The organism is Vibrio sp. OY15 (assembly GCF_000742455.1).
In the GTDB taxonomy this organism is placed as follows: domain Bacteria; phylum Pseudomonadota; class Gammaproteobacteria; order Enterobacterales; family Vibrionaceae; genus Vibrio; species Vibrio alginolyticus.
Map to the genome: position 1 here is coordinate 1 of NZ_JPIL01000018.1, position 12,671 is coordinate 12,671.

The 12,671-nt window shown below is 41.1% G+C and carries 16 protein-coding genes and 1 pseudogene; 16 read left to right on the plus strand and 1 reads right to left on the minus strand.

Annotated elements, in window-relative coordinates:
* The first annotated feature begins 137 nt into the window (after window positions 1-137).
* Window positions 138-821: a hypothetical protein gene (locus IJ23_RS19430; protein WP_033907119.1), complete on the plus strand. Its 684-nt coding sequence runs from the start codon at window positions 138-140 to the stop codon at window positions 819-821.
* Between the two features lie 219 nt (window positions 822-1,040).
* Here IJ23_RS19430 and IJ23_RS25615 read toward each other — a convergent pair.
* Window positions 1,041-1,303, minus strand: a pseudogene (locus IJ23_RS25615) (hypothetical protein).
* Window positions 1,304-1,588: 285 nt separating this feature from the next.
* Here IJ23_RS25615 and IJ23_RS19435 point away from each other — a divergent pair.
* The 15 genes from IJ23_RS19435 (at window position 1,589) to IJ23_RS19505 (ending at window position 12,541) form a co-directional block, all read left to right on the plus strand.
* Window positions 1,589-2,197 (plus strand): hypothetical protein, encoded by a 609-nt coding sequence (locus IJ23_RS19435; protein ID WP_033907120.1) that lies wholly within the window; start codon window positions 1,589-1,591, stop codon window positions 2,195-2,197.
* Between the two features lie 134 nt (window positions 2,198-2,331).
* Window positions 2,332-2,799, plus strand: coding sequence for an NUDIX domain-containing protein (locus IJ23_RS19440; RefSeq protein WP_033907122.1), 468 nt, complete (start codon window positions 2,332-2,334; stop codon window positions 2,797-2,799).
* A gap of 144 nt (window positions 2,800-2,943) precedes the next feature.
* Window positions 2,944-3,465, plus strand: a complete 522-nt coding sequence (locus IJ23_RS19445) for a GNAT family N-acetyltransferase (RefSeq protein WP_025555222.1) — start codon at window positions 2,944-2,946, stop codon at window positions 3,463-3,465.
* Window positions 3,466-4,217: 752 nt separating this feature from the next.
* The gene (locus IJ23_RS19450; protein WP_020196830.1) at window positions 4,218-4,475 is read left to right on the plus strand and encodes a type II toxin-antitoxin system Phd/YefM family antitoxin; all 258 of its coding nucleotides are present in this window, start codon (window positions 4,218-4,220) and stop codon (window positions 4,473-4,475) included.
* The gene (locus tag IJ23_RS19455; RefSeq protein ID WP_033907123.1) at window positions 4,463-4,765 is read left to right on the plus strand and encodes a type II toxin-antitoxin system RelE/ParE family toxin; all 303 of its coding nucleotides are present in this window, start codon (window positions 4,463-4,465) and stop codon (window positions 4,763-4,765) included. Before IJ23_RS19450 ends, IJ23_RS19455 begins: the two co-directional genes overlap by 13 nt.
* A 162-nt stretch (window positions 4,766-4,927) precedes the next feature.
* On the plus strand, window positions 4,928-5,887 hold the full coding sequence (locus tag IJ23_RS19460) for a phosphotransferase (protein ID WP_033907124.1): 960 nt from the start codon (window positions 4,928-4,930) through the stop codon (window positions 5,885-5,887).
* A gap of 260 nt (window positions 5,888-6,147) precedes the next feature.
* Window positions 6,148-6,627, plus strand: coding sequence for a type VI secretion system amidase effector protein Tae4 (locus IJ23_RS19465; RefSeq protein ID WP_025537003.1), 480 nt, complete (start codon window positions 6,148-6,150; stop codon window positions 6,625-6,627).
* Window positions 6,609-6,974: a T6SS amidase immunity protein Tai4 family protein gene (locus IJ23_RS19470; RefSeq protein WP_025537001.1), complete on the plus strand. Its 366-nt coding sequence runs from the start codon at window positions 6,609-6,611 to the stop codon at window positions 6,972-6,974. The genes IJ23_RS19465 and IJ23_RS19470 overlap by 19 nt, the downstream gene beginning before the upstream one ends.
* A 1,332-nt stretch (window positions 6,975-8,306) precedes the next feature.
* On the plus strand, window positions 8,307-8,837 hold the full coding sequence (locus IJ23_RS19475; protein WP_033907125.1) for a hypothetical protein: 531 nt from the start codon (window positions 8,307-8,309) through the stop codon (window positions 8,835-8,837).
* Between the two features lie 214 nt (window positions 8,838-9,051).
* Window positions 9,052-9,471: a hypothetical protein gene (locus tag IJ23_RS19480; protein ID WP_152560958.1), complete on the plus strand. Its 420-nt coding sequence runs from the start codon at window positions 9,052-9,054 to the stop codon at window positions 9,469-9,471.
* Between the two features lie 154 nt (window positions 9,472-9,625).
* A complete protein-coding gene (locus IJ23_RS19485; protein WP_033907127.1) occupies window positions 9,626-9,976 on the plus strand; it encodes a hypothetical protein in 351 nt (116 codons plus the stop codon).
* Between the two features lie 153 nt (window positions 9,977-10,129).
* A complete protein-coding gene (locus IJ23_RS19490) occupies window positions 10,130-10,546 on the plus strand; it encodes a lysozyme inhibitor LprI family protein (RefSeq protein WP_033907128.1) in 417 nt (138 codons plus the stop codon).
* 162 nt (window positions 10,547-10,708) lie between these two features.
* Window positions 10,709-11,245, plus strand: coding sequence for a GNAT family N-acetyltransferase (locus IJ23_RS19495; RefSeq protein ID WP_033907129.1), 537 nt, complete (start codon window positions 10,709-10,711; stop codon window positions 11,243-11,245).
* A 150-nt stretch (window positions 11,246-11,395) separates the two neighbouring features.
* The gene (locus IJ23_RS19500) at window positions 11,396-11,878 is read left to right on the plus strand and encodes a hypothetical protein (protein ID WP_031847709.1); all 483 of its coding nucleotides are present in this window, start codon (window positions 11,396-11,398) and stop codon (window positions 11,876-11,878) included.
* A gap of 135 nt (window positions 11,879-12,013) precedes the next feature.
* Entirely contained in the window at window positions 12,014-12,541 is a 528-nt protein-coding gene (locus IJ23_RS19505) for a CbrC family protein (RefSeq protein WP_033907130.1), read from the plus strand.
* Window positions 12,542-12,671 lie beyond the last annotated feature (130 nt).

Below are 12,671 nucleotides of genomic sequence, written 5' to 3' on the forward strand. Positions count from 1 at the left end.
ACACCTTAACAAGGCGTTATGTTTCAGAGTGCCCCACGTTTAGTAGACACTTTACTGAGTTAGGTCTAGGGTCTAATGAGAGGTGACTTGTTAGTACTTAAGTGGTAATTTAGTGGTGTAAAAATAGAGGTAACACTATGAAAATTATCAAAAAAGATTTTGTTGATGAAAATGCAGAGTCTTATTGTAAAAAGGGGCACAAGCTATCTTCTGGTACTGCTTATTATATGCAGGCACAAAACGGTACTATTTACTTTGGGGGGAAGCAATGCGCAGAAACCCACGGAAGCAATGATTTAAAGGACGTACCTGATTTAACAAAATCTTTAGTGTCCTTGCGTACAAATACCACTTCTAGTGGAGGTGGTGGCGGCAAGGCGACAGAGGAGCAAAAGAAATCTCTTGCAATCGCATATCTGCTATTGCGTGAAGAGCTTTTGCACGACTTTACTATCGATGATCAGCCTTTATCATTTTACACGCTAACCGCTTATTATACGTCGTATTGTAATACTGGTGATTTAAGTGATAGTGAAGTAAACCACATATTGAATATTGAAAAATATTCAATCAAGAATATTGATAAAAGACTGTCTTTAAAGAACCTTTCTACTTGTCACGCATACAAATTTATTTTGGATAGAACAGAAGCACACCTTGCAAAGAAAGGGAATGCCGACGGGGTTAGATTTGTCAATTCGTTGAGGGGCTTCTTAAAATCAAACTGTTACTTAACCGAGGGTAGAGTCAATGGGCTAAGCAAATGGATTCAGTTTCTACCTGCTGACTTGCGAAATGCTAAGCTCAGAGACTTTGATTGAGATAAACATAACAAAGCATTTAAGAGTGATTCCCAACGCTTGGCATTTTTCATTCCATCGTTGGGTTTTGTGTTTACGGTGGTAAGGTTAAGTTTCGTGGTAGCGTTGCTCACACCTTAATGCGGCGTTAGTCGCCAGAAAAAGCTAGCAGTTAAAATCACGTTTCTAAGCTTAAAATTTGGCTGATGATCGTTTGATACGCAGGTGCGTCGGCGATGTTCAAAACTCAGTTTCAACTGTTTCAAGTCCAAAGTTTTGTAACTGTCCTAGCGGTTGGTTTGTTTATTGGTGCTGACAGAGCAGGGCAATCGAGAGTCTGTTTTGGTTGCAACTCCGCTCGGTGAGTTTGTTGGTACAAAAGCCGATTTACTCGCTGAAATGACGTTTTCTCTGGTGTGGTAAGTTTCACGTGGTTTCAGTGACTTCGTTGAAAGTCCGCACTGTGAAATTGGCTTTCCAAAAACGCTTTTTGGTGTTGCCAGTCAGTTTTCTGCGGAGTTGTTTGTTCCAAGTGGTTTCATTGAGTAGCCGCTTTGATACTACGCCTGACTTAAGTGCATCAAAACACACAAATTTTGTTGTTTGCAAAGTTTAGCTCGGCTTAAAATTGTCGCTCGGTGCCTCGCGACTAACAAACTGCTCAAGAGGGATTCGCAACGCGTGGCATTTTTACTCTGCGTTGAATTTAGTGATTAAGGTGGTATGCAGCGGCTTCGGTAATGCGTTGCTCACCCCTTAGCAGGGCGTTAGGCTTTTATGAGGAAAAAATGAATAAATTTAATGAGCTTCAAGACTTGTACAATAAAACGCTGGATGAGTTTTTTGAAGAATTATTCTTACATTGGGATACAGTTCCTGAAAAGATCGTGTCTAAATTTGTAAATTACTTTCCAGAAACCATTTCTATAATAGTTGCTAGGGGAGGTGATCTTTCTCTTTTCAAAAAAAATGTGTTGAGTAACCTAACGAGAGAAATTAACTCATTAAAAAACGTCGTAAAAAGAGAAAGAAAAGAAAACCTATTTGCTATCTTTGATTTACCTAGACAAATGCCTATTAGTTATACTCAAAAGGACATCAACGAAAGAACTTATCCAAAAGAGTTAAGGTCAAATGTTGAGCTGTGTATTAGGAACATTACTAAACTAGTGCTTGAACATGAGAGTGACCTGTATAGTCGTTTCTTGAGAGACGATTTCCCTAAACTCAATCATCATGAAGCCACAAAATATATGAAGATGTCTGATGTTTGCATATCTAAGCTTGAACAGATGCAGCAAATAGTGGACGAGCTATCAATATCTCACCGTGACGCAAAAGAGTCTGAGCGACTTGCTAAGTTTGAGAAATCGCAAGAAGCTTGGGAACAAGCCTAACAAACTGTTTAAGAGTGATTCGCAACGCGTGGCATTTTTACCATGCGTTGATTTTAGTGATTAAGGTGGTATGCGGCAGCTCTGGTATTGCGTTGCTCACACCTTAACAGGGCGTTAGCTTTCAAGGAGGAAAATTGAGCGCAAGTAACTATATAAAAGAGGTTCGTTCTAAGATTGGAACGATGCCACTTCTTATCCCCGGCGTTGCGGGTGTCATTTTAAATGAAAACAAAGAGCTACTACTTCAGCAAAAATTAGATGGTACATGGAGCCTTCCTGCCGGAATGATTGAGCCTCAAGAGTCGCCAGTGCAAGCATTGCTCAGGGAAGTTCGCGAGGAAACAGGTTTAGTTGTAAAAGTAGATCATCTAGTTGGTGTATTTGGCGGTGAGGGTTTTGGTTTTACATACCCAAATGGTGATCAAGTTGAATACACAGTCATCATGTTCAAATGTGTAGTAGAAAGTTATTCTCAATCCGCAATCGATAATGAGACAGTGCGCCTTAAATGGTTTTCGAAAAGTGATGTGCCAAAGCTTGAGCTTCCTTACCCGATAGAGTGTTTGTTTGCAGAAAATGATTCAGCGTACTTCGTTGGCTAGAAAGCTAACAAAGCGTTTAAGACAGATTCACAACGCTTGGCATTCTTCATTCCATCGTTGGGTTTTGTGTTTAAGGTGGTATGGTTAGGTTCAGTGGTCGCGTTGCTCACTACTTAACGCGGCGTTAGCCCTCAAAGGTCAAATATGGATATTTACCCAGAAATAGAGTTATCTAAAGAGCAGCATAACTCAATTGAAGTCCTCAGAAACAAGTCGTTTCCTGAACATCAAGTAACTCGTTCTTACTATAAGCAACTCCCGCATATGAGAGCTTTAAAGTACAGAGATGATCAACTGGTTGGTTACATGGGACTGGACTACAGAGTTGTCAGCGTCGGCGATGAAATATATAAAGTACTGGGCGTTAGTGACTTTTGTGTTGAACAATCATCTCAAAGAAATGGTATTGGCACTGACATGTTGTCTCAACTCAGCGAGTATGCCTCAAGCAAGGACGTTGACTTTATTATTTTAATCTCCGATTTAGATGTTTTTTATACGGCTAATGGTTATCTTCGCCTTAGTTCTTTAAGCTCTTGGTTGCGAATACATGAACATAAGAATTACGGCGTTGCAGTTGATCAAGTTGATGATTTATATGTTAAACCGATTAGCGGTAAAACTTGGGCAGTTGGTCATATAGACTGGTTAGGGTATATGTACTAGTCGGGTATCGGGCTAACAAATTGTTCAAGAGGGATTCAGCACGCGTGGCATTTTTACTATGCGTTGGTTTTAGTGATTAAGGTGGTATGCGGTAGCATCGGTGTTGCGTGCTTCACCCCTTAACAAGGCGTTAGTACGGGTTTGACATCAAAGGTCATCAGTTTTGGTGTTTATCTGTTTTGGCGCTCGTCTTTACACCTTTCAGTTTGTACCTTTCACGTTCTTTCCGGTGGCACTATATGCGAAGTGTTTGCTTTGATTTCACCGTTTACGGCTTCTAACTTTTAGTCTATTTCTTTGGTGCTTCTTCATTTTCGTGGTGGCTTTTGAGAGAACCTTGATGACATTTGGTGTGGCTGTTGAAGTACGAGGAAAGAATCCTTTTCTAATTTGAAGCCTGTGAAAGTAGGGCAGTTCAGTGCATTTTTCTTCTAGCCAACTCTCGTCTCTTAATCGAGTTCAAGTTTTGTAGCTGCCCGTCTCACTTCAGTGTTCAAAGCCTTTCATATCATGCCACTTTTCAATATCTTGGAGCGAATAAATAGAAGTAGCGCATGTACTAACAAATTGCTTAAGAGTGATTCGTAACGCGTGGCATTTTTACTTTGCGGTGGCTTATGGTGATTAAGGCGCTGTGCGGTAGCTTTTGTATTGCGTTACTCACACCTTAGCAAGGCGTTAGCCGTCATGGAGCTTGCTATACTCAAAGTGATAGAATAGTATCACTTTAGTATTCCTTTGGAGCAGCTCTCATGAAAGTAGAACTAGTTACATCACTCAAACGCCAAGCAACAAAGATCCTTGCCGATCTCCACGACACTAAAGAACCAGTGTTAATTACCGAACATGGTAAGCCATCGGCATATCTGGTTGATGTTGATGATTACGAGTTTATGCAAAATCGTTTGGCGATTCTGGAGGGGATTGCACGAGGTGAACGTGCATTAGCGGACGGTAAAGTGGTGAGTCACGATAAAGCCAAGGATAAAATGTCAAAATGGCTGAAATAATCTGGACTGAGCCAGCACTATCCGACCTCAATGATATCGCTGAATACATCGCACTTGAAAATATCGTAGCTGCAAAACAATTGGTTCAAACGATCTTTTCTCAAGTCGAGCGCTTAGAGGCTTTCCCTGAATCGGGTCGTATTCCGCCTGAACTAGAACATCTAAGTTATCGTGAGATTGTAGTTAATCCGTGCCGCGTTTTCTATAAACAAGACGGCGACAAAGTATTTATTCTGTTTGTTATGCGTGCTGAGAGAGACTTGCGTAAGTTCCTATTGAGCAAGCAATAACCTTTGGGAATGAGCGGCTAACAAACTGTTTAAGAGTGATTCGCAACGCGTGGCATTTTTACTATGCGTTGCGTTTCGTGTTTAAGGTGGTATGCGGTAGCAACGGTATTGCGTTGCTCACACCTTAACAGGGCGTTATGTACCTAAGGGGTAACTGGAATTATGAGTGATTTTGTTCGTAAGGTTGGTGAAAACTGGAGTCAGATTGGTGCTGGCGCTAGTATAAAACGTCAATCAGCTGGTGCGACGAATCATGTTTTTCGTATCCAATCCTCAGAGACTTATTATCTTAGAAAATATAGTGTTCGCAATGTTGCTAAGATCAAGTTAGAACATGAGCTGCTGAGAAAGTTATCGCAAAATTTGAATACTATAATTGCCCCTGTTTTGACGCGCGATCACCACTCCTTTTGTAAAATAGGTGATGAGTTTTATGCTCTATTTCCTGAAGCAAAAGGAACGTTAATCGAAAAAAGTGCTCTGTCTGAGTTTCATGCTTTTCAGTTGGGAAAAGCCCTTGCTGACCTGCATGTTCAACTCGCTTCCGAGGTTGGAAACGACTTTCCAACAATTGAGCTTTCTTGGGATAAAAGTGCTTGGGTCGATAGACTACAAAAAATAGTCGCTGCTATTGAAACAAATAGTGAATTTGATATGAATAACTCGGTGCTACGAAGAGTAAAACAACAGCGTGATTATCTAGCTAGCTCAGAAGCTACGCACTCATATACCCCGTTAACAAGCAGGCAATTAATCCACGGCGACTTTCATCATTTCAATGTCTTTTTTGATTCTAATTGCACAGTAAGCGATGTGATCGACTGGGATTTAGTGCAAAACATGCCTCCTGGTTATGAGTTGGCGAGAGCATGCATGTATATGTTCGATTTGGAGCTTCATAGGTCATTAGCTTTATTAAAAGGCTATCTGTCTGTCAAGCCTCTATCCCGATTAGAGCTTCACGATGGAGCAAAGGCGTGGGCTGTTTACGCCGACCACCATGTGTGGGCTTTGGAGGAAGTATTTTTAAAAAATAATACAGCGGCACAGAAGTTCATACCTCAAAGGGACTTTATCCCTTTTATGGAGCAGTGGTTCCAAATTGAAAGTGCCTTGTTTTGAGGCGGTACATAACAATCTGTTTAAGAGTGATTCGCAACGCGTGGCATTTTTTACTATGCGTTGGTTTTAGTGTTTAAGGTGGTATGCGGTAGCATCGGTATTACGTTGCTCACACCTTAACAGGGCGTTATAACTCTTTTGTCAGTTTCATTGTTACACCTTTGATCTTGAAGAGCCTCAAGAACGATTAACTTGTTGTTAGTATGGTCGCTTATTTTGTGAGACCTTTTCGTTCAAACAATTGATGGGGAGGTTTTTCAATGGCAGCACGTCCTAGCTTACTAAAAATGAAAGTGGCTTTTGCAAAGGTTAACCGAGATGTATCGGACGTTGGTACAATAATTGGTGGTAAAGTGAATCACAATATCAATGTGCTAACACCAGAGCAGGGCCGTTTTGAAAATGCATGTGCAATTCGGATGTCCTATGCACTTAATTATGCTGGTTTTAAGGTTCCTTACATTAAAAATAAAACTGTATCTGGTGGACAGGGAAATTGGTATATCTACAGAGTCAGGGATTTGATCAGCTTCTTGCATCAAAAGTTTGGTGATCCTGAGGTTGTAATTGAAAATCCCAACGCGAATAAGTTGGCTGACTACAAAGGTATATTGGTCGTTGATGTGGATACTTGGCTAGATGCATCAGGGCATGCAAGTATTTGGACTGGCTCAAGATGTACGGATAGTTGTTACTTCCCACAAGCAAAGAAGGCGTACTTATGGAAACTAGAGGATTAGTCAGCACTATATTTATTGCAACTTTTAGTGTGGGATTAAGCGCAAGTCCATTGAGCACTCAAAGTGATGAGCAGTTATTTAAAAAATATGCACTTTCTTCTTGTATTGCGACTTATTACAAGGGCTCAGATGTAGCCAAAGATGCGGTAACGGCAATGCAAGGCTACAGAGAGTTTTCTAATTTGCCTTTGGATGCATTTTTTGAGCTCAGTGAGTTATTGAGCAATGAGAATATTGACTCTTATAAATCAAAAAGTGGTAGTTCAATAGAATTAGCATATTGCTTAGACTTCGCTAACTCAGATGAAGTTCATAAGCTATTGACTAAGGCAAAATCAGAGTTATAACAAACTGTTTAAGAGTGATTCGCAACGCGTGGCATTTTTACTATGCGTTGCGTTTTGTGTTTAAGGTGGTTTGCGGCGGCATCGGTATTGAGTTGCTCACACCTTAACAGGGCGTTAGTCGCCAGAAAAAGCTAGCGGTCAAAATCATGTTTCTAAGCTCAAAACTTGGCTACTGGTTGTTTGATTCATAGCTCCATCTTCGACGGTCAAAGCTCAGTTTCATCGGTTCTGAATCAATGCATTGCTAATTTCCAAGCGGTTGTTTCGTTCTTTGGTGGTGATAGAGCGGGGCAATCGAAAATCTGTTTTTGGTTGCAACTCCGCTCGGTGAGTTTGTTGGTTTAAAAGCTTATTTACTTGCTGAAAGGACGTTTTCTCTGGTGTGGTAAGTTCCACGTGGTTTCAGTGACTTTGTTGAAATTCCGCACTGTGAGATTGGCTTTCCAAAGGCGCTATTTGGTGTTGTCAGTCCGTTTTCTACGGCGTTGTTTGTTCCAAGTGGTTTCATTGAGTAGCCGCTTTGAGACTACGCCTGACGCAAGTGCATCGAAGCACATAAAGTTTGTTGTTCGCAAAGTTTATTTAGTTCGGCTTAAAATTGTCGCTCGGTGCCTCGCGACTAACAAACTGCTCAAGAGGGATTCGCAACGCGTGGCATTTTTACTATGCGTTGAATTTAGTGATTAAGGTGGTTTGCAGCGGCTTCGGTATTGCGTTGCTCACCCCTTAGCAGGGCGTTAGTACGGGTTTAGCATCAAAGGTCATCAGTTTTGGTGTTTATCTGTTTTGGCGTTCGTCTTTACACCTTTCAGTTTGTACCTTTCACGTTCTTTCCGGTGGCACTATATGCGGAGTGTTTGCTTTGATTTCACCGTTTACGGTTTCTAACTCTTAGCCTATTTGTTTGGCGCTTCTTCTCTTTCGTGGTTTTTACTAAGTCAGAATTGCCTTTCTTTGGCGTTGCCGTCGAAGTGCGAGGATCGAATCCTTTTCTAATTTGAAGCCAGTAAAAGTGGGGCAGTTCAGTGCGTTTTTCTTCTAGCTAACTTTCGTCTTTCAATCGAGATAAAGTTTTGTAGCTGCCCGTCTCACTTCAGTGTTCAAAGCCTTTCATATCATGCCACTTTTCAATATCTTGGAGTCCATAGATAGAAGTAGCGCATGTACTAACAAATTGCTTAAGAGTGATTCGTAACGCGTGGCATTTTTACTTTGCGGTGGCTTATATGATTAAGGCGTCGTGCGGTAGCTTTTGTATTGCGTTACTCACACCTTAGCAAGGCGTTATATTAATTTCTGTCTCCGACAGACAAGTTTTAAAAGAGGTGTAATATGTCTGATGTTGCAAGTTCAGTTTCTTCAACTTCAGTTAAAGATATGGCGGCTGTTATTGCTGCTGGTACTGCATTGTTTTCAGCAGTGGTTGCGCTGACAAGTCTCTATATCAGCAATCGAAACCAAAAGAGAACGTTGAACCAAACATACCAGCAACACCAAGAATCTTTAATGTTCCAAAGAAACTCGGAATGGATTGAAAAAGTTAGAGAGGAAGTTTCAATATTCTGCTGGAAAACTTATGAGGTAACTTCTCGGTTCGATGTATGTAAATTTAGGAAAGTTGGTTATCCAGAAACTGCAGAAGATAGGTTAGCTCAGTTTGAAGCGGAACAAAGTTACCATAATTTGTTGTTATTAATAGCTGGTCATCAAAAGCACTCACAATTAGTATCAGTAATCGAAGAGTTCAGAAGTGCTGGAACTGCAGAGTGGTGCGATGCACGAGATAAGCTAATCAACGTCTTTGCTCAGGTTCTAGATGAGGCTGGTAAAGAGGTTCTCAATTACAAAAACAAAGTTAGCTGATAGCATTAATATAACAATCTGTTTAAGAGTGATTCGCAACGCTTGGCATTTTTGCTATGCGTTGCGTTTTGTGTTTAAGGTGATATGCGTGAGCTTCCGCATTGCGTTGCTCACACCTTAACAGGGCGTTAAACGACATATGGAGGCTAATCAAGTGAAATTGAGTTTGATAGCTTTGCTGTTATGCTTTAGTTCATTTTGCTTTGGAGGCAATTTGAGTAAAGGGAAAGAAGACGCACAACACTTATTTGACTCGGTGCTGCCTTTTGCGGAAAAAATGTTAGCTGAGTATGGAGAGTTTTATCCATACGGTGCAGCGATGACTTTAACTGGAGACGTTGTTGATGTATCGGTCTTTGAAGGGAACGAATATCCACCTTCAACCGAGATCATTGATTTGCTCAATTCTGCCTTTCTTAAAGCAGCTGCAAATCGAGAATATAGGACTACCGCGGTAGTTTACGATGTTCGTATTACGCTTCCTTCAGGTCAGCTTTCAGATGCAATAGCCGTTAATCTTGATCATATTTCTGGCTATTCTATTGTCGTGTATTTGCCTTACAAAAAATTAAACCAGGCTATAGAGTACGGTGAACTATCAGTTCAAGAAGGTCGTGGAGCAATATTTAATTAAGCGCGTGATATGTGCGTTTAACAAACTGTTCAAGAGTGATTCGCAACGCGTGGCATTTTCAACATGCGTTGCGTTTGGTGTTTAAGGTAGTATGCGGTGGCTTCGGCATTGCGTTGCTCACACCTTAACAGGGCGTTAGAACTTTGGAGGAAAAATGAGTTTTGAGGAAATGTCAGACGAAGAAATTCTGTCTATCGCAAATCCAATCATGGATAACCTTATGGAAGCATCTACAGAGATTAACCATGAGAAACATGTTATAGATTTCACAGATCGCCTGAAGAATATTGTCACAAAAGAATACTTACAAAAGGTGTGTGAACATTATCAATCAGAGAAAGGCTTCTTTACAACTCGTGAAGTTGTTGCTGTCTTCAAACGACCAAATTCAGCGGCAATTATTTGGAAACAGTACTTCACCAAAGACAAGGGTGAGTTCGTAGCAGAAATGGCATTAGTCAAAGTCGACGGTAAGTATAAGTGCGATCATGTAATGGTGTTCTAGTCGAGTGCAGTTCTAACAAAGCGTTTAAGGCAGATTCGCAACGCGTGGCATTTTTGGTTTTAATCGGCCTAAGTGTTTACAGCACAATAGTTTAAGTTCCGTGGTCGTGTTGCTCACTACTTAACGCGGCGTTATGTGCTTTAGGAGAAAACGATGAATAAGTGTCTAATCATCATATTAGCTAGTCTTTCATTTGGTGCTCTTGCTGAAGAAGAGTCCATTGACTGTAATAATGCGATGACCACAATCGAGATAAACCAATGTACTGCTATTGAACTAGAGTCAGCACAAGTTAAATTAGACAAATATCTAAACACTAGCTTTGAGCACAACTCTCATGACCCAGAACTGATCGCAGCAATTAAGCTTGCTCAACAGAATTGGCAAGCATATATGTCCTCTCACTGTGATTCGGTTTATACGCAATGGCGTGATGGAACTATTCGTGGAGTTATGGCGATATCGTGCAAAACTAAGTTAACTAAGCAAAGAACGCACGAGTTATGGGAAAACTTTTTAACTTATATGGACAGTACACCACCAGTTTTACCGGAGCCAAGTGTAGAGTAGGTTTCAACCACGCACATAACAAGCTGTTCAAGAGTGATTCGCAACGCGTGGCATTTTTGCTATGCGTTGAATTTAGTGATTAAGGTGGTATGCGGGGGCTTCGGTATTGCGTTGCTCACACCTTAACAGGGCGTTATGCCTCGCAAGGAAAAGGAACTTTCGATGTTTAAAATCGAGACTAAGCGTCTGATTATCAGAGATATGACTCCAAATGATGAAGACGCTTTTGTTGCTATGTCTCAGGATGCTAAATATCAGCGATTCTATGACGAAAGCGATTGTGATCCTAATAAATACCGAGAGTTAACACACTTGTTTATCGCTCAGGCTTCTGAGAAACCAAGAAAATCATACCAATTAGCTGTCGAGTGTAAGGTATCAGGTGAGTTTGTTGGTACTGTTTGTTTACGGCTAGAGGACAATCAACAGGCTTCGATGGGTTGTGCATTTTCCAGACTCTCTCAAGGCAATAAGTTAAGTCATGAAGCCGCCTTGGCTCTGGCAGATTTCGGGTTCTCGGAGTTGGGAGTTCACCGCATTTATGCGGAGACAATCAGTAAAAATCTGCCAGCTATTAAGCTCTGTAAGTCTCTTGGTATGTGCCAAGAAGCACATTTTAGAGAACATCGTTTTTTCAAAGAACAGTGGTGGGATACAGTGGTTTTGGCAGTCCTTCGAGCTGAGTGGGGCAAGGCATAACAAACTGTTTAAGAGTGATTCGCAACGCGTGGCATTTTTACTATGCGTTAGTTTTAGTGGTTAAGGTGGTATGCGGCGGCATCGGTATTGCGTTGCTCACACCTTAACAGAGCGTTATGGCGCAGGGTAAAATTCAGCTAAGGGAACTAGATGAGTGATAAAGTTAAAGTAGCCTTGCATTGGCTCAAAGAAATCTTGGATACAGAGGTTGTGGAGTATCAAATAGTAGGTGGATTAGCGGCAACTATTCATGGTGGAAGCCGGGAAGTCGCAGATATCGATCTTTATATTCGAAATTCAGACGCAGACAAAGTGTTATCGCATGTATCAAAATATATATCCAAGCCGTTAACTCATTATGCCGAATATGGTTGGGATTTAGAGTATTTCCAATTGGTTTACCAAAATCAAAAAATTGAAATCGGTTTGTCTGAACATACGAAGATACAATCACATCAAGATGGCTCTTGGCACCAGCTTGATATCTACTTTTCAGAATCAGTTATTAAAAATTATCAAGGTATCGAGTTGCCAGTTATCCCAGTTCATCGTTTAGTCGAGTACAAGCGGATATTGGGTAGGGAAGTAGACCAAATTGACATACAAGAGCTAACGTTGAGTGGCGCGCCATAACAAACAATTTAAGAGTGATTCAGCACGCGTGGCATTTTTACTATGCGTTAGTTTTAGTGATTAAGGCGTTATGCGGTAGCATCGGTATTGCGTGCTTCACACCTTAATTGGGCGTTAGCTTTACTCGGAGGTACAATGGAATTACCAACATTTAAGTATCATCCAGATCCTATAAAAACGGGTGCTGTAGAAGTTACAGATGAAAATTGTGAATGTTGTGGTGTCAGTCGTGGCTACAGGGCAACTTCTACTATTTACTCTGAACATGACGTAGAAACTATTTGTCCTTGGTGCATTTCTGATGGCTCGGCGGCGAAGAAATTCGAAGGAGAGTTTGCTGACCCACATCCATTGATGAAAGCTGGACTTGATAAGTCTGTGGTAAAAGAAGTTTGTGAAAGAACTCCAAGCTATATTTCATGGCAGCAAGAAGTGTGGTTATCGCACTGTGGCGATGCTTGCGAGTTTCATGGAGATGCAGAGAAGTCTGATCTATTACAGGTAAAAGACGCTGAATTAGAGGCTTTACTAAACGATCAGCTAATAGGTAGTAATGAGTGGCACCAAATAGTCACTTACTATGAAAAAGGTGGGAATCCTGCAATCTACAAGTTCAAGTGTAGATCATGTGGCATATTTACTTATTCGCTGGACTTTGCGTAAAGCTAACAAACTGTTTAAGAGTGATTCGCAACGCGTGGCATTTTTACTATGTGTTGGTTTTAGTGTTTAAGGTGGTATGCGGTAGCTTCGGTATTGCGTTGCTCACACCTTAACAGGGCGGTATGTGACC